Origin of the sequence: Hymenobacter sp. B1770 (genome assembly GCF_049896385.1) — a bacterium.
In the GTDB taxonomy this organism is placed as follows: Bacteria; Bacteroidota; Bacteroidia; order Cytophagales; family Hymenobacteraceae; genus Hymenobacter.
The window spans coordinates 118,363-138,473 of record NZ_JAFCUF010000009.1 but is presented as its reverse complement, the minus strand read 5'-3'; the positions used below and the strand labels follow the sequence as shown (position 1 = coordinate 138,473).

Annotated in this window: 15 protein-coding genes and 1 pseudogene; 4 read left to right on the top strand and 12 right to left on the bottom strand. The window is 59.2% G+C overall.

All coding sequences use genetic code 11. From position 1 onward, the window contains the following. Positions 1–176: 176 nt before the first annotated feature. The 5 genes from ACP7AJ_RS17695 to ACP7AJ_RS17675 all read right to left on the bottom strand — a co-directional run bounded on the left by ACP7AJ_RS17695 (position 177) and on the right by ACP7AJ_RS17675 (position 5,014). Positions 177–584, bottom strand: coding sequence for a lipocalin family protein (locus ACP7AJ_RS17695; RefSeq protein WP_426061526.1), 408 nt, complete (start codon positions 582–584; stop codon positions 177–179). 108 nt (positions 585–692) lie between these two features. Next, on the bottom strand, positions 693–1,559 hold the full coding sequence (locus ACP7AJ_RS17690) for a DUF4249 domain-containing protein (protein WP_426061525.1): 867 nt from the start codon (positions 1,557–1,559) through the stop codon (positions 693–695). An 83-nt stretch (positions 1,560–1,642) separates the two neighbouring features. After that, complete coding sequence (locus ACP7AJ_RS17685; RefSeq protein ID WP_426061524.1) at positions 1,643–4,003, bottom strand: TonB-dependent receptor; 2,361 nt, start codon at positions 4,001–4,003, stop codon at positions 1,643–1,645. Between the two features lie 101 nt (positions 4,004–4,104). After that, entirely contained in the window at positions 4,105–4,419 is a 315-nt protein-coding gene (gene trxA / locus ACP7AJ_RS17680) for a thioredoxin (protein WP_426061523.1), read from the bottom strand. Positions 4,420–4,561: 142 nt separating this feature from the next. Further along, on the bottom strand, positions 4,562–5,014 hold the full coding sequence (locus ACP7AJ_RS17675) for a hypothetical protein (protein ID WP_426061522.1): 453 nt from the start codon (positions 5,012–5,014) through the stop codon (positions 4,562–4,564). A 281-nt stretch (positions 5,015–5,295) separates the two neighbouring features. On the opposite strand from ACP7AJ_RS17675, the gene ACP7AJ_RS17670 reads away from it, so the two are divergent. Beyond that, positions 5,296–5,511, top strand: a complete 216-nt coding sequence (locus ACP7AJ_RS17670; RefSeq protein ID WP_426061521.1) for an HNH endonuclease — start codon at positions 5,296–5,298, stop codon at positions 5,509–5,511. A gap of 8 nt (positions 5,512–5,519) precedes the next feature. Here ACP7AJ_RS17670 and ACP7AJ_RS17665 read toward each other — a convergent pair whose 3' ends face one another. The 6 genes and pseudogenes from ACP7AJ_RS17665 to ACP7AJ_RS17640 all read right to left on the bottom strand — a co-directional run bounded on the left by ACP7AJ_RS17665 (position 5,520) and on the right by ACP7AJ_RS17640 (position 14,127). After that, complete coding sequence (locus ACP7AJ_RS17665; RefSeq protein ID WP_426061520.1) at positions 5,520–9,236, bottom strand: SbcC/MukB-like Walker B domain-containing protein; 3,717 nt, start codon at positions 9,234–9,236, stop codon at positions 5,520–5,522. Between the two features lie 133 nt (positions 9,237–9,369). Beyond that, on the bottom strand, positions 9,370–10,617 hold the full coding sequence (gene sbcD, locus ACP7AJ_RS17660) for an exonuclease subunit SbcD (protein ID WP_426061519.1): 1,248 nt from the start codon (positions 10,615–10,617) through the stop codon (positions 9,370–9,372). Positions 10,618–10,949: 332 nt separating this feature from the next. After that, positions 10,950–11,261 (bottom strand): annotated as a pseudogene (locus ACP7AJ_RS17655) (sterol desaturase family protein); the annotation flags it as partial. Between the two features lie 253 nt (positions 11,262–11,514). Next, positions 11,515–12,894 carry an MBL fold metallo-hydrolase gene (locus ACP7AJ_RS17650; RefSeq protein WP_426061518.1) on the bottom strand — a complete coding sequence of 460 codons (1,380 nt, stop codon included), beginning with the start codon at positions 12,892–12,894 and terminating at the stop codon, positions 11,515–11,517. A 157-nt stretch (positions 12,895–13,051) separates the two neighbouring features. Continuing rightward, positions 13,052–13,474 (bottom strand): hypothetical protein, encoded by a 423-nt coding sequence (locus ACP7AJ_RS17645; RefSeq protein ID WP_426061517.1) that lies wholly within the window; start codon positions 13,472–13,474, stop codon positions 13,052–13,054. Between the two features lie 212 nt (positions 13,475–13,686). Next, positions 13,687–14,127, bottom strand: a complete 441-nt coding sequence (locus ACP7AJ_RS17640) for a hypothetical protein (RefSeq protein WP_426061516.1) — start codon at positions 14,125–14,127, stop codon at positions 13,687–13,689. A gap of 246 nt (positions 14,128–14,373) precedes the next feature. On the opposite strand from ACP7AJ_RS17640, the gene ACP7AJ_RS17635 reads away from it, so the two are divergent. Further along, positions 14,374–15,957: an amino acid permease gene (locus tag ACP7AJ_RS17635; protein ID WP_426061515.1), complete on the top strand. Its 1,584-nt coding sequence runs from the start codon at positions 14,374–14,376 to the stop codon at positions 15,955–15,957. 109 nt (positions 15,958–16,066) lie between these two features. Next, on the top strand, positions 16,067–16,609 hold the full coding sequence (locus ACP7AJ_RS17630; protein WP_426061514.1) for a hypothetical protein: 543 nt from the start codon (positions 16,067–16,069) through the stop codon (positions 16,607–16,609). 9 nt (positions 16,610–16,618) lie between these two features. Here ACP7AJ_RS17630 and ACP7AJ_RS17625 read toward each other — a convergent pair whose 3' ends face one another. Beyond that, a complete protein-coding gene (locus ACP7AJ_RS17625; protein WP_426061513.1) occupies positions 16,619–16,825 on the bottom strand; it encodes a DUF2945 domain-containing protein in 207 nt (68 codons plus the stop codon). Positions 16,826–17,001: 176 nt separating this feature from the next. Here ACP7AJ_RS17625 and ACP7AJ_RS17620 point away from each other — a divergent pair, with 176 nt between their 5' ends. Then, positions 17,002–20,106 (top strand): amidohydrolase family protein, encoded by a 3,105-nt coding sequence (locus ACP7AJ_RS17620; RefSeq protein ID WP_426061512.1) that lies wholly within the window; start codon positions 17,002–17,004, stop codon positions 20,104–20,106. The last annotated feature ends 5 nt before the right edge of the window (positions 20,107–20,111 follow it).

Sequence of the window (20,111 nt, the reverse complement as noted above, 5' to 3'; positions counted from 1 at the left end):
CAACGCCGCCCTGCACATTGCAGGAGATGTCTGAAGGCTGGGTGCGCCAGTAGCAAGTCGTTCGATACCAGCGTCTGAGACGCGAAACCAGGCAATAGCGCGTCACAGACGCGCCAACTTGTGCCAATACAAGTGCCTCGTGCGACGGGCCTTTCGTAGTTGAAAAGCGGGTGATTTTAGGGCTGAGCTGAAAACACCAGCTCTTCAGCTTGATTGGCTTTGTTGGTAAAGCTGTAGCGCAGGGAGGACGCCGTGAGGGAAACCAGCTTGTAGTGCATGGCATCGCCTTTGTGGTCGACCATGTGCAGTGCGCTGTTATTGTTCATGAGCATCCAAGTGCCGTTGTAGGTGGTGGTGGTGCCCAGCATGATTTGCAGGTAGGTGCCATCGTCCCGAAACTTTAATGAATACCGGTCTTTAATGCCTGCGCCGGTGCTGGTGGTCTGGCCATTTTGCTGAATTTCGTCCAGGCGCCAGCTGCCGTGGGTGAGGTGCTTGGTTTCTAAGGTTTGGGTTTGAGGATGGGCGTCGTGATTCTTATTACAACTGCTAAGTGCCAAGCCCGTGGCAAGGAACAGAAACAAGAAAAAACGTAATTGATAAGAGTACATAAGCGGAAAATAATGAATGGAATGGCTACCAGCCGGAGTCGACGACGCAGCAATAGGTTGCAAGGAAAAATAAATTGAGCGCTAGCGCAAAATCTTGGTGACCCGGGTTTGGCTCAGTACCGTGAAGATGCCTACCCCGCCCTGTACGTTGCTGGAGATGGCCGAGGGTTGGGCAAAGGGGTTGCCGTTGGCGTTGCGGGCATCGCGCACCGACTGCCGAAAGCGGTAGAAAGCAGCATCGGTGTGGTACAGGGTGGCCGTTACGGTGTCACCGCTGAAAAAGCGGTAGCTGGTGCCCACCACAAAGGGCTTGCCGTTGAGCAGCCGGTCTTCGAAGGAATTATCGGTTTCGGGCCGCTTTAGCAACGCCCCTTTGGCTGGGTCTCCCCGGTGCAGCTGCAGGCGGTAGCAGTCGTTTGGGGTAGGCGGGTCGACGAAGTTAGTAAGGAAGTAGGCCCTTCGCTCCGAACCGGTCTTGTCGTTGAACTTGTATTCGACCGAATCGATGGGAACGGGTGCCAGCATGGTGGTGGTGCCCGTGACGCGCCGGCCCTGGGTGTCGCTCACCTCCAGCTTAAACACATCGCCGGGACGGGCCACCAGGGTGTCGCGCCCAATGTGGGTATAGAATTTTATGCCCGAAACCGTGTCGGTTAGGGCCTGGTAATTGGGCTGAAAGGCGAGGGGCACCACGGTGCCGTTGGGCAGGGTGAGGCGGACGGCGACGTTGCCGGGCAGCTGCGGCACTACCGCGCCCAGGTAGGGAACCGTGGTGGTCACAGTCAGGCTCGGGCGCTTGCCGGCCTCCAGGTAGCACTCCACCGCCAACTCAGCCGAGTAGCTGGGCAATTCCACGTTAATGTCGTTTTCCAGGTTGTCGCAGCCCGTCAGGCCGAGCCCCAGGCCCGCAAACCCTAACACGCCAATCCATTTACTTAATACCGACATAGAAGAAGAAGCAGTGTGTTTAAAATCGCGGCCAGGACCGCCGACGGCGTGCGTGCACCTCGTGGCACCTAGAGGACCAGGGCCTAAAAACGGAAGTTGTAAGTGAGCGAGGGAATGATGGGAAACAGCGACGCCTGCCGCGCCTGGAAGCCGGTGGTGCGGCCGGAGGCCCGGTCGCGCACGGTATCAAAATACACGAAGTAGGCATTGCGCCGGTTATAGGCGTTGTAAATGCTAAAGGTCAGGTCCTGGTTGCGCTGCGTTCCGATTTTGTACACGGCGCCGAGGTCGAGGCGGTGATAGGGAATGAGGCGGTAGGAGTTGCGGTCGGGGTAAATAGGAACCGGGCGCGGGTCGAGACCAACGCTGGAGCCGGGAATGTCCTGCACGCCGAAGCGACCCAGCGGCAGCGTGGTGAGGTTGCCGGAAGTGTAGATAAAGCTTGCCGTCAGGTTGATGCGGGCGTTGAGCTGATGCAGTACCACCACCGTCAAATTATGACGGCGGTCGTAGTTCGGGTGAAAGTCGCGGCCGTTGTTCACGCCGTTAGTTCCGCGCTGGGGCTGAAAATTGCGCCAGCTCCAGGCCAGGGTATAGCCTATCCACCCGGTGGTTTTGCCGGTTTTCTTTTCCAGGTACAGCTCGTTGCCATAGCTCCAGCTCTTGCCGAAAATAAATTCAGCATCGAGCTCGGGGTTCACAAACAGCTGGGCGCCGTCGCGAAAGTCGACCTGGTTCTGGCCCCACTTGTAATACACCTCGTTGGTGAGCAGGTAGTCGCCTTTGCCCAATAAAAAACTCGCGCCCGTGCTCAATTGCTGCGAGCGCTGGGGCTTCACCGACAGCCGCGACGGATACCAAATGTCCGTCGGCAGCGAAGCGCCCGAATTTGTGACCAAGTGCACGTACTGGTACATCTGGGCGTAGCTGGCCTTCAGCGATGTGTGGTCGTTGATAGAGTAGCGGCCCGAGGCGCGGGGCTCGATGCCGCCGTACTGGTTGCTGCCGCTGCGGAAACCGGAGAGGCGCAGGCCGCCTTCCAACTGTAGTTTGTCGGAGGCTTTGAAGTTGTCGGATGCGTAAAGAGCGCCATCCAGGCCGAAGTAGTTGACGTCGGACCCGAAGTTGATGCGGCCGTCGCTGGAGTTGGCGTCGAGACGGCCCACGCCAAACTTGTGCTGGGTGAGCTGGGCTCCCGCTTTAAGCACGTGCTGGTCGTTGGGCGTGTACTCGAAATCGGTGCGGGCGCTGTAATCGGTGATGCGCGAGCCCAGGCCAAAGCTGAACTGGTCGAGCCGGTTGGTGAGGTTGTACTTATAATCGGAAACCGAGACCGAGGTATTGGAGAACAGCTTAGGCGAGAAAATGTGGTTCCAGCGCAGCGAGCCTATGGTGTTGCCCCAGCTAAAGTCAAAATTGAACCCGCCCGAGCTGTTGAACCCAAACGTGTCGCGCCCCAGATAGCCTGTTAAAAAAAGGTGGTCTTTGTCGCTGAGCGAGTAGTTGGCCTTGGCGTTGAAATCGTAGAAGTAATAGTCGGGAATGGGACTGTAGTCTTCCTTGTCCTTGTTGGCCTCGTTGAGGGCCCGCGTGAAAATGTCGAAATACGTGCGGCGCCCCGACACGATGAAGGAGCCTTTTCCCTTGTTGATGGGCCCCTCGTAGGTAAGGCGCGACGATATCAGGCCTACCCCACCGGTGGCCACGTAGTTCTGCCGGTCGCCTTCGCGCAATTTCACGTCGACCACCGACGACAGCCGGCCGCCAAACTCAGCCGGAAACCCCGATTTGTAGAGGTCGACACTCTGCACGGCGTCGGAGTTGAACACCGAAAACAAGCCAAATAAATGGGTGGGGTTATATACCTGGGTGTTGTCGAGCAGCACCAGGTTTTGGTCGGAGGAGCCCCCGCGCACAAACAGCCCGCTGGTGCCTTCGCCACCACTCTGAATGCCGGGCTTCAGCTGCAAGGTTTTCAGAATGTCTACTTCCCCAAACAGCGCAGGCAGCAGCTTAGCTTCGCGAATGGTCAGGCGCTCTACGCCCATCTGGGTGGTTTTGAGCTTCTCCTGCAGCGTTGCCGAGCCTCTTACCACCACTTCGCCGAGCTCGTTGCCGCTTTCTTCCAGCACAAAGCTGAAGCGTTGGTTCCGGGTCAGGTTGATGTCGCGGGTAAGCTGCTGGTAACCAATAAAGGCGACTGCTAGTTGATGCCGGCCTGCGGGTAATACCAGCGAAAACCGCCCGAGCGAGTCGGCGGCCGTGCCCGTGTTCAATTCCGGCACCGCTACACTGGCCCCCGGCAGGGTTTCGCCGCGGGCCCCCCGCACAGTGCCGCTGATGGTATACCGAGAAGCCTGCTGCGACCAAGCCAACTGCGGCCCGCTAAGTCCAATAAATAAAAATAATAATAGATAGTAACGCGCGGCAAAACTGAGAAGCATACGGTAGCAAGCAGTGAGAGCGCAAAGGTAACGCTTAACCTAACGCCTTGACCGGCCCGATAGTTTGAGCCCCTGCTCGTTAGCCGCAGTCTGTGCCGATGCTATGCTTTGCCCACATAAGGTTGAAGCGCCTGCGCAATTTGCGCCGCCGGCACCACCCCGGCCTGCCGCCAAACGGGCTTCCCTTGGTGGAAAAGAATGAGGGTGGGAATGCTCTGCACCCGGTATTGCTGGGCCACGGCCGCGTTGCGGTCTACATCAATCTTAATGACGCGCAGCTTGCCGCCGTGCTGGGCCGCTACCTGCTCCAGAATGGGGGCCATGGTTTTGCAGGGGCCGCACCAGGTAGCATAGAAGTCGACCAGCACGGGCATGCCAGGACTGTTGATGAGTTCGGGAAAAGACTTGCGAGGCACGGTATAAACAGAGGAAAATGAACAATTAGAGCTGACTAGCCGCCTTTTTATAGGTGGAGCGGCAACTCATTTAACGAAAAAAGCCTGGCGCTTGGCCAGGCTTTTAGGGTGTTTGGTATGGAAAACTTTAGTTAGCGCCTCGTTAGCGGGTGATGACCGTCACGTCGTTTGCAACTTCAGGAAACACAAAGCGTCCGCCTACAGCTTTTACGCCCTTCACCCGGCACTCCCAGGTGTAGCGTCCGGGGGAGGCAACAGCCGCTTCGCCGGATTCGGTTTTGAAATAATTTGGGTCGGAGGGGTCGGTGGGAAACAACACGTCGACCCCAGTCTGGCCGGTGGACAAGTCCTTAACCAACAGATAGTCTTTGCCGGTACGCTCGTTGTGCACAATGAAGGTGGCAGAATAAGGGCCAAGCTGCCCGTATTTATCCAGTATGCCCAATTTTATTTGAGCATTAGTACTGACCATCCACGTTTGAGCGTGAGCTTTTGGCGCCGCGCCCAGTAGCAACAGCGCTGCAAGGGCGCCGGTTACTCGACCAACCAGCGACCGCTGCTTGGGTGCATAAAAAGAGGGTACTGATGTCATCATGGGGTGAAAGATGAAAAAGGTGATGTGCTATAAACAGGTATTAAAGCAGTGTAATTAAGCTCAATGCAGGCCAAGTTAATGCGTGGGGAATGAACTCGCAACTTGCCTTAAGCTTGAGTTGTTAATATTTTAATTAAGTCCTTTTTCAGGTCTGCTCATTTCAGCTCATGGCACGGCGGTACACCCGGTCTCTTTCAGGACTGCCACTTCCTTCTCCCGCGCCTGCGGGCCCGCAGTGCGGGTTGTGCGAACGGGAGGTTCAGTCCACCTCCCGACACCACTTGGTGCCTCGCGAAGAGGGCGGCCGCCACGGCCCCACCGTGGAGCTGTGCCAACCCTGCCACAGCAGTGTGCACCGCTTTTTGAGCAACCGCGACCTGGCCCGGCGCTACCCTTCCGTAGAAGCGCTGCGCGGTGCCGAAGAGCTACAAACGTACCTACGCTGGATTCGGCGGCAGCGCGTGGAGCGCATCGTGAACCGGCGTGGTAAGAAGTAGCCGCGGCGCTACTGCACCGCGCAGCTGATTTCGTTGCCCATCACGCCCACTAGGTGCACGGTGCTGTTGCCGCCCGCCCCGGGCCGTACCCGAATCTGGGTGCTGATGCGGTCTTTCAGGTCGGAAACGTGGGAGATAATGCCAATCATCTTGCCCGAGTGCTGCAGGCGCTCCAGCGCATCCAGGGCTGTGTTCAGGGCGTCGGGGTCGAGCGTGCCGAAGCCTTCATCGATAAACAACGACTCGATGCGGGCCTTGTGGCCGGCCAATTCGCTGAGACCCAGCGCCAGCGCTAGGCTCACCAGGAAGCTCTCGCCGCCCGAGAGCGAGGCCATAGGCCGCACGGTGTCGGCCTGGTCGTGGTCGATGATTTGCAGCTCCAGGTTGCGGTGGGGCGTCTTGAGGATGGTGTAGCGGCCCGTGAGTTGGCGCAGGCGCAGGTTAGCCAGGCGGGCCAGGTGCGTCAGAGTCAGGCCCTGGGCAAACTGGCTGAACTTATCGCCCCGCGCCGAGCCGATTTGCTCGCTCAAGTCCTGCCAGCGCTGCTCTTCCAGCTGGCGCTGCTGCAACTCGCGCAGGCCGTTAGCCTGCTGCTGCCGGGCATCGTCGTCCTGCTTCAGTTGGTTGCCCACTGCGCCCAGCTTCTGCTGCAGAATGTCGTCGGCGGCCGAGAGAGTATTGAGTTGGGTGGTGAGTTCGGCGGCCGTGTGCGGAGTGAGGCCGGCTTCGGCGTGGTGGTTCAGCTCGGCGGTGAGGTCAGTGAGGCGACGGGTGGCCGCGGCCTGGGCGGTGAGGTGCTCCTGGCGCCGCTGGTGCAGGCGCTCGGCCTCGGCGGAGGGCAATAGCAGGGCCTGGGCCTCGGCCGCGGTGGCAATGCCGGCTTCGGCAAGGGCTGCAAGCAGCTCGGCCTGACGGTCGGCGTGGGCCGTGGCGTGCTGGGTTAACTGAGCTTGCAGCGAGGTGTGGGCATTCTGCTTGATGGCGAGCTCCTGTTGCTGGCGGGCGAGCTGGTTTTGGGCCCGGGTCGCATCATCGGCCAGCTGTTGGGTGGCCAAGCGCAGCTGTTCGGCTTCGGCGCTGGGGTTGGCGCCGGCATAGCAAGCCTGCCGGGCGGCCTGCTGCTGCTCCAGCGCCTGCTGCTCGGCTTCGAGCGCGGCTGCGGCTGCGGCGAGCTGCCCCTTGTTTCTGCTTAGCTCTTCGGTGCGGGCGTTGTGCGCACTTTTCTTTTCCAGCAAGGCTTTGCCAAGCTGGTCTAAGGTTTTTACCTGAGCTTCATAAATATCGGCCCGTTCGCGCAGGGTGGCCAGAATTCCATCATACGGCGGCCGGGCGGGCAACGCGAGCTTGTGGGGCCGCAGGAAGTCCTGCACGGTTTGCTGGAAAATAGCGGCTTGCTCGTTCCACTCAACTAGTTCTTCTTCCAGTTGAGTTAGTTGAAGCGCTATGCTGCTTTGCCGCTCCTGCAGGCGCGGAATCTCGTTTTGGGCGGCGGCGGCCGCTTCTCCGGCTCGCGTGTATTTATCACGCAATTCCGTCAGTTTTTCGTCGAGCACGGCTAGGCGGCGGCGGTCGGCGGCGGCCGAGGCCTGTTGTGTCGTGGCTTCGGCCAACAGGGTCCGAACTGCGGCCGGGTCGGTGGGCTGGGCCGGCGCTGGCACCAGAGCAGCCGCCAGCGCCGCAATTTGCTGCTGGGCCGCCTCGGCTGCGGCTGCCGCTTCATCCCGCAGCATCTGGCGTTGGCGCTGCTCGGTTTGGTGGCGCGTGCAGGCGGAGGTGGCGCGGCGCAGCTCATCGTCCAGAGCCATGAGCACCTGCTGCTGGCGGGCCACGCGCTGCTCCTGCTCGTCGGCTTCGGCGGCAAAATCGGCGGTGAAGGCGTGTTCCAACGCTCCGCAAAGAGGGCAGGGCTGGCCGGGCTGCAGGTGTTGGCGGTGGGCGTTCAGGTCGGCCAGCGCTTGCTGGGCCCGCAGCTCGCGGCGGTAGCTTTCGAGCAGCTGCTGGCCGTCGGTGCGGCGGGTTTCGAGATGAGTAACGGCCGTTTCCGCCGCTGCTAGGGTAGGGGCTTCCTGGTCAATTTGCGCGCTCAACGTTTCGACGCGGGCTTGCTGTTCCTGCACAGCTTCAGCTTTGGGCAGCAGCAGCTGCAGGCCTTGCTGGTAGGTAGTAAGCTCGTCGGCGCGCTGAGCCAGGGCGGCAGCTGTGGTGCCGTTCAGCAAGGCGTCGCGCTCGGTGCGGCAGGGCTGGCCTTCGTCCTTGATGGCCTGCTGGCGGGTCAGGGCATCCTTTTCGAGGTCGCGCTGACGGGCTAGGTCAGCCGTCGCTTCGCTTTGGCTTTTGCGCAATTCGGCGCGCCGGGCTTCGCGCGTGGCAATTTCCTTTTGGGCGCCCTGCAGGTCGATAATTTCGCGGTTCAGTTCCAGAACCTGGTCTTTCAAGTCAATTTCCGCGCTATGGTCAATCAGCCAGCGCTTGAGAATGGCGTCATGGTTCTGCAGCGTCTCAATTTCTGCGGCTTGCTGGCTTAGGGCTACTTCCGCTTCTTTGTTGGTGTGCTGGATTTGGGCGTGAGCTTCCCGTTTTTGGGTAAGCTGACGCTCGGCCGCGGCTATCTCGGCGTCCTGCTGCTGAGCCCTGCTGAGCACGGGCCGCAGGCGGTTTTCCTCAACCAGAGCCGTGGCGTGCGCGGCAGTGGCTACCCCGTGGGCTGCCTCGGCTGCCGTGGTGGCTTCGGCCAGCAGAGGCAGCGACTGCTCCAAGTCGCGCAACTGGGTGGTGTCGCGGTCCAGTTCCTGCTGCGCGGCGGCCACCAAAGCCAGGGGCTTGGCTAGGGCAGCCGCGCGGGTATGGCCATCGAGGCGCGCAAAATCGGGCTGCAAGGTTTCATCTTCCCGGCTGAGCTTTTCCAACTCGCGAGCAGTGTCGCGCAGCTGCTTTTCGAGTTGGTCCAGGATGGTGCGCCAGGTCAGGCAGATGGTTAGGTCCTGCTGCTCTTCGTAGTGCTGCTCGGCTTGCTGGTGCAGCACATCGAGCTGGGCTTCCAACTCGGCTCGCTCTTCCTCTGTCAGCAGGCGGGTGGCATCCAGCTTGGCGCGTAGGAGCTTGGTTTTTAATTCTTCTTCTTTGGCTTTCTCAAAGGCTGCCACTGACAGCCGCGAGTAAATGCCCACGTTGGTCATCTTCTCGAGTAGGGCGCTGCGCTCTTTTTCGGGCGCATGCAGGAAGCGCGCAAACTTGCCCTGGCTCAGCAGCACCGACTGTTCAAACTGTCCAAAATCGAGCCCCGACAACTCACCTACCCGTTTTGGTACCGCCTCCTTACCGCTAATCACGGCGACATTAGAGGGGCTCATTACCAGGCTCATGGCATCGGCGTTCAGGCTGCCTTTGTCTTCGCCGCGCACTTTGCGCTTCACTTCCCAGCGCGAGCGGTAGCGCACGCGGTCCACCACGCCGGTGTCGGGGTTGGTTTCGTGCACTTCAAACTCTACTTCTGAAAAAGCGTCCTTGGCATGGCGGCTCACCATTTCGCCCACTTGGCGGTCGTGGCGCGGCACTCGGCCGTAGAGGCCCACGGAAATCGCATCGAGCAGCGTGCTTTTGCCCGCGCCGGTGGGGCCGGTGATGGCAAATAGCCCCGTATCCGCTAAGGGCGTGGCGTCGAAGCGAATCAGAAACGGACCGGGGAGCGAGTTAAGGTTAGCGAAGCGGACGCTGATAATTTTCATGCGAAGATATTTCCCATCAATACTTCCCGAAGATACGGCTTGCTGGCGTGACCCCATCCCCTGACCCCCTACCTATACAAGAGGGGAGGTGGCCATGAAGTAGAGCCGTTAAGTTCAGGGATTAGGGGTGGGGCTACTGCCAGGCCTGTGGGTCGGCTTCTGCCAGCAGTTGGCGCAGCTCGCCAAACGTAGCCTTCAGGGCCGTCGCGCGCTCGGGCGGCAGGCCAGCTACGCGGCGGCCAAACACTTCGTCCACAGTCAGCTCGTGCAGCAGAGCCAGCGGGATGGCGCTGTCGGCCAGGTCGGGGGCTTCGGTGGCGCGCTGGTGACGCACGCCGCGGGGGGCCAGCACGTGGGCTTTTTGCAGTTGCAGCACGGCTTGTATGCGGCGCTGCACCTCGGTGGGCGTTTCGTCGGAGCGTACCAGCACATCGGCCCAGGCCACGAGCTGAAAGGCTGAGTTATCGAAAGCCAGAATATCGGCTTCTACCTCCTCCAGCGTGCCGTGGAAGCGCTGCAGGCGCCGCGTCACCGGCACGGGCAGGGCCGTGATGGTGGGCGCGCCCGCGCCCTTGAACTCCAGCAGCAGCACCTGTTGCTTGTCGTCGGCCTCGGTGAATGACAGCGGCACCGGCGAGCCCGAGTAGCGGATGTGCGCCCGCCCGCCCACAACCTGCGGGCGGTGCAGGTGGCCCAGTGCCACGTAGTCGAACGCAGCCGGGAATTGCTCGGCGCCCACCAGGCCCAGGCCGCCGATGTGCACGTCGCGCTCGGCGCCTTCGCGGGCTTCGCCGCCGGCGGCGTAGAGGTGGCCAGTGGCAAGCACGGGCACGTCTTGTTCGCGCTGGCGCATAACGGCTGCGCATTCGGCCAGGGCAGCGTAGTGCCCGGCAATGCTTTGGCGAATCCGGATTTGGCGGTCGTCGAGGGTTTCGCCGGCCACGGCCAGCCGAATGTCGCGGTCGCGCAGAAATGGCACCGCGCACACCACCAGCCCCGGCCGGCCATTGGCGGCGTTGAGGTGCAGCACTTGCTCGGTGGGGTCGGTGGGCACGCCGCCCACCACGTGGATGCGCAGCTGCCGCAGCAACTGCCGCGAGGCGTTGAGCATGGTGGGGGAGTCGTGGTTGCCGCCCACCACCACAATGTCGCGGCAGCCGGTGGCCTGCATCTTCACCAGGAAGGTGTAATACAGCTCCTGCGCGGTGTAGGACGGCGTTTGGGTATCGAAAATGTCGCCGGCAATTACTAGTACTTCAATGCCTTGGACCTGCACTGTTAGCAGCAGCCACTCGAGGAAGGCTTGCTGCTCAGTGGTGCGTTCCTGGCCCGTGAGGAAATGTTGGCCGAGGTGCCAGTCGGCGGTGTGGAGGACGCGCATAGGGTAGAGATAATTACGAAGATACCCAAACGGGGAGGAATGGAAAAGCCCCGGCAGTAGATGCAGGGGCTAATCTGGCAGAGTACAAGTAGAGTGAATTTAATAGAGAAACGCTATTGTAATTGAAAGAAAATGTATTTGCTAAATATTGTCAGGACATTGTGTCAATTAATAAATGCAAGATATAATTGCTTGAAAGTCCATGGGTGTTTCTCCGCGTTGTGGCGGAAAGCAAAATATAATTTAACAATATAGGAAATAGGTGCCATTAAGCTATGGATTCATAACTGTTGCTTGCCTGACTGACTTTTAGTGGGCCCTATCAACCTGTTTTACTGCTTATTATACACGTCTTTGAATCTGAGCATCTCCCAGATTCTTCGTTCATTATTATTTGGAAAGCCGCAATTAGGTGCAAAGTCATCTGCTTCCTTAAATGTGCCGAATATTCTATCCCACCATGTAATATCTCCATAGTTGTACTTGTGAACATCAAGTTGATGGTGGATAGAATGATGTTCCGGTCTTTGCAAAAAATAGCCTAACCATTTTGGAGTTCTGATATTCGAATGATAAAAATATTCTCCCGTAGCGCCAAAAAATGAGGTCCAAGCCGCTGCTTCTGCAGTTGTACCAAAAACAAAAAAGAGGAAAAAACTAAAAGACTATAAAAATTAAGGTTGTTAAGCAAATTAAAATTGCCGGAATTCCCTGTGTCGCTAGGAGTTTTTCAATAATCATTGAGGTGCTAGTAAAGCATTGCGCAATACATCTTTAATTCCGTAATTATTGGAACTTGTTATTAGCATAAATGTAAAAGTAATTATATAAATAAATATCGGAAGGCAAACCTAACCAGCTTGCCTGTCGCTACTGCACCTCAGCTATTCACCGCCACTAATGCACCGCTTGCTTCTGAAACTCCGTAACGGCCTCGCCTAAGTCCAGAACCTCTGCGCCGGGCAGCGCACTTTGCACAATGCTGGCGCCCGCTGCCGAGCGGTAGCCACCGGCGCAATGCACCAGTATAGGCTTGTCGGTCGGAATCTCGCGGGCCCGTTCGCGGAGCTCGGGGAGCGGAATAGTTAAGGCATTCTCGAACACAGGCACTTTGGCCTCGGCGTGGTTGCGAATGTCCACGATGGTGAAGGTCTCGGGGTGCTGGCGCACTGCTTCCACATCGACGTCGGAACTGGTGGCGGGCAGTTGCAGGGGAGCCAACATAGCGCCTTTTATGTTGCCCTCGTAACCAATTTTGGCGGTTTTGCGCACCACGGTATCCAGCGCAATCTGCGAATCGGCCAGCAGGTAATACTTTTCAGTAGGGCCTACTAGCGAGCCCAGCCAAGTTTCGAATTTGCCACCGTCCTGCAGGTTAATGGCGCCGGGCAGGTGGCCGGCGCGGAACTTGGCGGCGGGGCGGGTGTCGATGACGAGCACGCCGGGCTCGAGCGCCGTGCCAGGGCGCAGGTGCGGCACGGCCCGGATACTGTCTTCGAAGCTGGGGGCGCCCTGCTTGTTCAGCTTCACGTTGTGGCCAAAGTACTTGGGCACGAAGGGCTGGTCTTTCAAAAGGACTTTGATGAACTCCTCCTCCGACATGGGCTGTAGGGCGTAGTTGGTTTTTAGCTCCTTGGCAATGGTGCTGTCGAGGTCGGTGCTGGTGGTTTTGCCGCAGAGCGAGCCGGGGCCGTGGGCGGGATACACCCGCGTGGTGCCAGGCAGGGTCATGAGCTTGTTGCGGGTGCTGCGGTAGAGCTCGGCGGCCAGCTCTTCGCGCTTGTGGCCCCCGATGGCTTCGTCTTCGCGCAGGTCAGGGCGGCCTACATCGCCCACAAAAAGCGTGTCGCCGGTGAACACGGCACGGCTTTGGGCGAGGTCGTCCATGAGCAGAACGCTGATGCTGTCGGGGGAGTGGCCGGGGGTGTTGATGGCGTGCAGCTCAAAATTTCCAATCTTGATGCGGTCGCCGTCGTCGAACGTTTTATGGGAGTACTTGGCGCCTAGTAGCTTGCTGCAGTAGATGTCGGCCTCGGTTTCTTCGGCAATTTCCAGGTGCGACGACACGAAATCGGCGTGCGGGTGGGTCTCAATCACCGCAATGATGTCGGCCTCGTGCTCGTCGGCAAAATCGTAGTAGGGCTGCGGGTCGCGGGCGGGGTCGATGATGGCGACCTGACGGCCGCAGCGCACGGCGTAGCTGGCTTGGGCCAGGCCCTTGTCGTAAAACTGTTGGATTTGCACGGCCGAGGCCGTGCTACTGGGGAGGGGAGGCATGAGGAAGGGGAGGTAAATGGCGAAATCTGGAGCCGGGTGGCTTCGCCAAATATAAGCAAGTCGCGGAACGGAGGGTTTGGTTGAGCTTAGCCGCCCGTACAACAAAGCCCCAGCTGTAGGAGCTGGGGCTTTGGAAAGGACAAGGGGTGGAAAGCGGTTAAGCTTTGGCTTTCGCCTTCATTTTGCTGCTGTCCTTTGTCTTGCTATGGCCGCGGTGCTCTTGCTTGAGTTGGCTGAGCTTGGCGTATTGGTCGGCAGTCAGGATGGTTTTAAGCTGGGCCTGGTAGCGGTCGTGGGCGGCTTTCATGTCGGCGCGGCCGGCTTGTTTATCATTGCCGTACTTGGCCTTGAAAGCGGCGGTTTCCTGATGACGGGCCAGCATCAGCTGCTCCACGCGGGCTTCCTGGTCGGCGGTGAGGCCGAGCTCCTTGGCCATTTTGCTGGCTTTGTGGTCGGCTTTCTGCTCCGGCGATTTTTTGGTTTTTGCCTTGGCGTGAGTCTTAGTAGGAGCGGTTTGGGCAAAGCTGGTGCCGGCGGTGGTGAAGGCTAGGGCGGCGAGCAGAATCAGGGTCTTTTTCATAGGGATGGTATAGCAAAGGGGGAGATGTGCGGTGGGAACCGTCCGAAACGGGGCCGGGTGTATAGGCTAATTGCAATGGTCGAGCCAATATTTTCGAGTTTGTAGAGACGCCACACTTGGCGTCTCGGCGTTGAACGATGACGTTAAATCAATTCAAACGGCGCGGCCGCCGAGACGCCAAGTGTGGCGTCTCTACATCGTTCGGCTGGGGACTATTGATTCGCTCTCTTGCCGCGGCCACCCGGCTGCTGCTCGGGCATGTGGTCGCGGCGCTCGTCTCTCAGTTGGTCGAATTTGGAGAACTGCTCAGGAGTGAGCACGGCGCGGATTTGCTCTGCGTATTTGGCCTGGGAGGCTTTGAACTGCTGGCCCATGCCCTGGCGGCTGCCACCGGCGCGGGTCTTGTCACGGAAGCTCAGCATTTCCTGGCGCTGGGCTAGCAAGATGGGTTGCAGTTTGGCTTTCTGGTCGGCATTCAAGCCAAGCTCTTTGCCGAGATATTGGCTGCGGCGTTCGGCCTGTTGCTCAGGCGAGGGCTGAAGACGGGCGCCGGCTTGGGCCGGGGGCGCGGGGCCAGCGCTGGCGGGCGATTGCGCAAAGGAGCGGGTGGCAGTAGCAGCCAGAGTAGCCAGCAGAACAAAAGTTTTCGTCATGGTCGGGGCAGGGATTAAATCAATGATTTGCTGGCTTGGATGCTGCCGGGTAGCCCGGGTTTAATCGAAGCAGCGCCTTCATTCGCTCGCTACGGTTGGGCCAAAAAGCAGGACCGGAGCGAATTTGCTGCCTATATTTCGGGCCCGCCGCTGCCGCTGCCATTGATTTTTCGTGGAAGCGGTACTCGGCGGCTCCGTTTTAAAGTCATTTTTATTTCAAACTTCTTCTTTCCTCATCCCTAACAAATGGCAAGTATTTTCGCCAAAAAACCCTTAGGTGTGCTTCTCGGTGAGGCCAACGCCACCGGGCACGGTACCCTGAAACGAACATTGGGCGCGGGTAACCTCGTGGCTTTGGGTGTCGGCGCCATCATTGGAGCCGGCCTATTCGTGCGCACCGCCGCCGCCGCCGCGCAGGCATCGGGCCCGGGTGTTACGTTGGCTTTCATTGTGGCCGCTATTGGCTGCGTATTCGCGGGCTTGTGCTACGCCGAGTTCGCGGCTATGATTCCCATTGCTGGCTCGGCCTATACCTACGCCTACACGACCATGGGCGAGTTTGTAGCCTGGGTTATTGGCTGGGCCCTGATTATGGAATACGCTCTGGGCGCGGCTACTGTCAGCATTGCCTGGAGCGAGTATCTCAACAAGCTCTTGGAGGTTTTTGGCACAAGTATACCGTATAGTCTCAGCCACTCGCCATTTGAAAGCGCCGTGGTGAACGGCGTAACCGAGCACGGCATCATCAACCTGCCCGCGCTGCTGGTTATCGTGGCCCTGAGCCTGCTGCTGGTGAAAGGCACGCAGGAATCGGCCTTGTTCAACGCCGTAGTAGTGGTGCTGAAGGTTGTTATCGTGCTGGTGTTCATCGCAGTGGGCTGGCAGTTTATCGACCCCGCCAACCACACGCCCTACCTGATTCCGGAAAATGCTGAGCCTGTAAAGAACGCCGCCGGTGACGTGGTTCGGGAGTACACCGAGTGGAATAAGCACGGTTTTGGAGGTGTTTTGGGTGGCGCAGCCATCGTATTCTTTGCCTTCATCGGTTTCGATGCTGTGAGCACGGCCGCACAAGAGGCCAAAAACCCCAAGCGCGACATGCCCATTGGCATTCTCGGTTCGCTGGCCATTTGCACCGTCCTCTACATTCTGTTCGGCCACGTGCTGACGGGCGTTGCCAACTGGCGCGAATTTGCTGACCCCGCCCTGGGCGGCGAAGCCTCGGTAACTTACGCCATTAAGGCGCACATGCCCGGCTACGAGTGGATGGGCACGGCCGTAACGGTTGCCATCCTGCTTGGTTTCTCGTCGGTAATGTTGGTGATGCTCATGGGCCAGAGCCGCGTGTTCTTCTCCATGGCCAAAGACGGCCTGATGCCGAAGGCATTCTCGGAGCTGCACCCCCGTTTCAACACCCCCTACAAATCCAACCTGATTTTGATGGTGTTCGTGGGCTTGTTCGCGGCCTTCGTGCCCGGCTCCCTGGCCGGCGACCTGACCTCGTTCGGCACCCTGCTGGCCTTTGTGCTGGTGAGCTTGGGCGTGTGGATTATGCGCCGCTCCGACCCCGACCAGCCCCGCCCGTTCCGTTCGCCGTTTTCGTCGCCTAGCTTCCCATTTGTGCCGGTGATGGGTGCCCTTGTCTGCCTGCTGCTGATTGTGGCCCTCGACGCCTTCACCCTGAAGGTGGCCATGGGCTGGATGCTGCTCGGCTTCATCGTGTACTTCCTCTACGGCAAGCGCAACTCGCTGCTGCAGAAAGGCATTGTGGTAGTGCCCAAGGAGATGGACGAGCAAGCTTTCATCGAGCCTGACAAAGACAACTTGTAAAAGCCTTGTAGTAGCTTAACTGCTGCTGCATAAAAGCCCCGCTGGTTTGTGCCAGCGGGGCTTTTATCTTAACTGATAAGCAATACCTTTAGCCAAACCCGCTTCCCCTGTGAAATCCTTCTCTACCCTACAGTGCATCGGCCTCCTCGTATCGTTCGGCTTGGCCAGCGTTTTAACGGCCTGCGACAGGTGTGAAAACGTAGATTGTGCGCCCTGCAATCCTTTCATTGGGGATATTGCGTTGGCTTTCGACCGCGACAGTTTGCAAGGGGGATTTCGCAAGGCCGAAATCAATGGCGGCTACGCTGTGCGTTACACTGCACCCGGTTTCAATATGCCAATTGACACGTTGCGCCAATCGCGCAACTCGGTCGACTTTTATCGCTCTGGCTTCAGCTTAGGTATGCTGCCCTGGCCCCGCTTGCTAAATACCACGCCCTATAACCTGAATGAGCACAACTACCGCTTTGTGCTGCCGGCTATCAACCGCACCTACGACATCAGCAACGTGGAGATAGTAACTGGGCCGGGCAATACTAAAAGCTGCTGCAGCTGCGGCGAGAATGTGCGGCGACGCTTTGTATTGAATGGTGCCGCCATTGTAGCCGATGGTAATAAAAATAATGAGCGCGTGACTTGGTTGGGGCGCTAGCGGCCGCAGCTATGCTGCCTTTACTTCGCTCTTCAGCTTGAGCACCCGGTCGCCATTGTCTTGCACAATAACCAGGGCCGGGTCCTCGGGCGAGCCGTTGCGATGAATCTCTGAGCCCTTGATGGTGCGGGCAATGGGCTCTTTGTGCACCGATTCAATTTTGCCGGTGGCGGTACCGGTACCGTATTTCCAGGTGACTTTGGTGCCTTTGCGCATGGTGGGGTAGGGATAGGGGTGAAAATGCCAAGGTGTTTTCGGGCTCTTGCCACATTATTACTGGCATTTGTACAGAACCGTTGCCGCGCCATGGCTTGAGGAACTACATTTGATGGCCGAGCTAAGGGCGACCCTCTTTTTAAGCAAGTTTTTAAGGAATTGTAACTTCTTTTTGCATGAAGATTTTTGTTCAGCAAGTGCCGTTTCTTGCGGTGCTGGGCTTACTGGTTCAGGGGGCGCAGGCCCAGCCTGGTACTTACCCGCGCAATGGCGTGTTTGACCAGCGGCCGGGCACCTTTGCCTTCACGCACGCTACGCTGTTCAACGACTACAAAACCCGCATCAGCGATGCCACGCTGGTGGTGCAGGACGGCAAAGTGCTGGCAGCCGGCCCTGCGGCATCGGTGAAAATACCGGCTGGCGCCGTGGTGCAGGACCTGCGCGGCAAGTTTATCTACCCCGGTTTTGTGGACGTGTACACCAGCTACGGCGTGCCCGAAATAAAGCCAGCGGAACGCCAGGGCCGCCGCGTGCCGCCGCAGTTTGAAAGCCAAAAAACCGGCGCTTTCAACTGGAACCAAGCCATTCACCCCGAAGTGAACGCAGCCGAGCACTTCAAGATAAACGCCGACCAAGCCACCGCCTACCGAGCCCTGGGCTTCGGGGCCGTGCTCACGCAGCAGGCCGACGGCATCATGCGCGGAACGGCCGCCTTGGTGAGTTTGAACACCAATCGCAAGGAAAACGAGGTGATACTGCTGGAAAAGGCGGCCTCGGGGCTGTCGTTCGACAAGGGCACCAGCACCCAGGACTACCCGGGCTCGTTGATGGGCAGCATTTCCCTGCTCCGTCAAACCTACCTCGATGCGCAGTGGAACCAGCGCAACCCCCGCCGCGAGCAGAACCTCTCGCTGCAGGCCCTGACCCAGCAAAAGGCGCTGCCCGCCATTTTTCAGGTGAGCGACAAGCTCTCGGCCTTGCGGGCCGATAAGGTGGGCGATGAGGCCGGCCAGCAATACATCATCAAAGGGCGCGGCGACGAATACCAGCGCCTGAACGACCTGAAAGCCACTGGCGCCACCTTTGTGCTGGCCCTCAACTTTCCCGATGCCTACAATGTGGAGGATGTGTACGACGCCCTGCGCATTCCCCTAGAGGATTTGAAGCACTGGGAGTTGGCACCCGCCAATGCCGCCCGCCTCAGCCAGGCCGGCGTGCCGTTCGTAATTACCGCCGCTGACCTAAAGGACAAAAAGAAGTTTCTGCCCAACCTGCGCAAAGCTGCCCAGTACGGCCTGAGCGAAACCGCCGCGCTGCAGGCCCTAACCGACGCCCCTGCGCGTCTGCTCCGCGCCCAAGACCGCATCGGTGCCCTGAAGCCGGGCATGGAAGCCAACTTCATTGTGTGCTCGGCCAGCTTCCTGGCCGACGACAACGTGCTGCTTGATAACTGGGTGCAGGGCGAGCGCTACCAGCAGAGCACTGTGCCTGCCGACTACCGCGGCGTCTACAGCCTGAAAATCGGCGACCAGCCCGAAGGCCGTTTCCTGATACAGGGCAAGCCCGAAGCACCGGAGCTGAAAATTGTGCCCACTGCCGGAGACACAATCCGCGGCAACGTGGCCGTGACCAGCGACCTGGCCACAGTGGTATTCAACCCCAACGACAAGCAAAGGGGCAAGGGTGCTAAAGCTCCTGCACCCTTAAAAGCTGACGCGGCTTCTGGTTCCGTGCGCCTCAGCGGCTACTACACGCAAGAGGGCCGCGTATTCCAGGGCGATGGCCTGCTGGCCGATGGCACGCCCGTGAAATGGCGCGCTGCCCGCCTGGAAGAGGCCAGCCGCGCTGCCAAGCGGGACTCGGCCAAGGTGACGCCGCCGCCGGTGGTAGGTAACGTCATTTTTCCTTTCGCCGCCTACGGCCGAGCTGAAATGCCCAGCCAGCAAACCACTCTAATTAAGAATGCCACGGTGTGGACCAGCGATGCCGCCGGCAAGCTCGAAAACACCGACGTACTGCTGGTAAACGGCAAAATTTCCAAAATAGGGAAGGGGTTGGCGCTGCCCAAGGGCGGCCGAACCATCGACGGCACAGGCAAGCACCTCTCGCCGGGCATTATCGACGAACACTCCCACATTGCCGTAGCTGGTGGCGTGAATGAGGGCACCCAGGCTGTTACCAGTGAGGTGAGCGTGGCCGATGTGGTCGATAACGAGGACGTGGGTATTTACCGTGACCTGGCGGGCGGCGTGGTGGCCGCGCAGCTGCTGCACGGCTCGGCCAACCCCATTGGTGGGCAGTCGGCGCTGGTAAAAATGCGCTGGGGCGCCACGCCCGAAGCCATGAAAATTGCCGGCGCACCGGGGTTTATCAAATTCGCTCTGGGCGAAAATGTGAAGCAAAGTAACTGGGGCGAGCTGAACGTGCTGCGCTTCCCGCAAACGCGCATGGGCACCGAGCAGGTGTTCGTCGACGCTTTCACCCGCGCTAAAGAGTATCAGAAAGACCTCGCAGCTTATAACAAACTCGGGAAAGGCAAGCAGAACAAAACCGAGGGCCCGCGCCGCGACTTGGAGCTTGATGCGTTGGTTGAAATCCTGAACCGCCAGCGCTTCATCACCTGCCACAGCTACGTGCAAAGCGAAATCAACATGCTGCTGGGCGTAGCCGACCGCCTCGGATTCAAGGTTAACACCTTCACGCACATTCTGGAAGGCTACAAGGTGGCCGACAAAATGAAGGCGCACGGTGTGAACGCCAGCACCTTCTCGGACTGGTGGGCTTACAAAAACGAAGTGCGCGATGCCATTCCCTACAATGCGGCCATCATGACCCGGGCCGGCCTGAACGTGGCCATTAATTCCGATGATGCCGAGATGAGCCGTCGCCTCAACCAGGAAGCCGCCAAAACCGTGAAATACGGTGGCCTCACCGAGGAAGAAGCCCTGCGCCTGGTTACCATCAACCCGGCCAAAATGCTGCATCTCGACGCTAAGATGGGCTCCATCAAGGAAGGCAAGGACGCCGACGTGGTGCTCTGGACCGACCACCCCCTGAGCGTTTATGCCCGCCCAGAATACACCTTCGTCGACGGCCGCGAGATGTTCAGCCTCACCGCCGATGCCGCCCTGCGGGCCGATATTCAGAAGGAGCGGCAGCGCATTGTGCAGGCCATGCTGGCCGCCAAGAAAGGAGGCGCGCCTACCCAAGCGGCTTCCAGCAAACCGCAGGGCCTGTGGCACTGCGACACCATCGGGCAAGAAAAAGAACTAGCCGACTAGCAATA

Coding starts and splice junctions, on each gene's coding strand:
- ACP7AJ_RS17625 (WP_426061513.1), bottom strand. CDS start 16,825: ATGCGCAAAGGCACCAAAGTCACCTGGAAATACGGTACCGGTACCGCC.
- ACP7AJ_RS17650 (WP_426061518.1), bottom strand. CDS start 12,894: ATGCCTCCCCTCCCCAGTAGCACGGCCTCGGCCGTGCAAATCCAACAG.
- ACP7AJ_RS17690 (WP_426061525.1), bottom strand. CDS start 1,559: ATGTCGGTATTAAGTAAATGGATTGGCGTGTTAGGGTTTGCGGGCCTG.
- ACP7AJ_RS17685 (WP_426061524.1), bottom strand. CDS start 4,003: ATGCTTCTCAGTTTTGCCGCGCGTTACTATCTATTATTATTTTTATTT.
- ACP7AJ_RS17640 (WP_426061516.1), bottom strand. CDS start 14,127: ATGACGAAAACTTTTGTTCTGCTGGCTACTCTGGCTGCTACTGCCACC.
- ACP7AJ_RS17645 (WP_426061517.1), bottom strand. CDS start 13,474: ATGAAAAAGACCCTGATTCTGCTCGCCGCCCTAGCCTTCACCACCGCC.
- ACP7AJ_RS17665 (WP_426061520.1), bottom strand. CDS start 9,236: ATGAAAATTATCAGCGTCCGCTTCGCTAACCTTAACTCGCTCCCCGGT.
- ACP7AJ_RS17635 (WP_426061515.1), top strand. CDS start 14,374: ATGGCAAGTATTTTCGCCAAAAAACCCTTAGGTGTGCTTCTCGGTGAG.
- sbcD (WP_426061519.1), bottom strand. CDS start 10,617: ATGCGCGTCCTCCACACCGCCGACTGGCACCTCGGCCAACATTTCCTC.
- ACP7AJ_RS17620 (WP_426061512.1), top strand. CDS start 17,002: ATGAAGATTTTTGTTCAGCAAGTGCCGTTTCTTGCGGTGCTGGGCTTA.
- ACP7AJ_RS17675 (WP_426061522.1), bottom strand. CDS start 5,014: ATGATGACATCAGTACCCTCTTTTTATGCACCCAAGCAGCGGTCGCTG.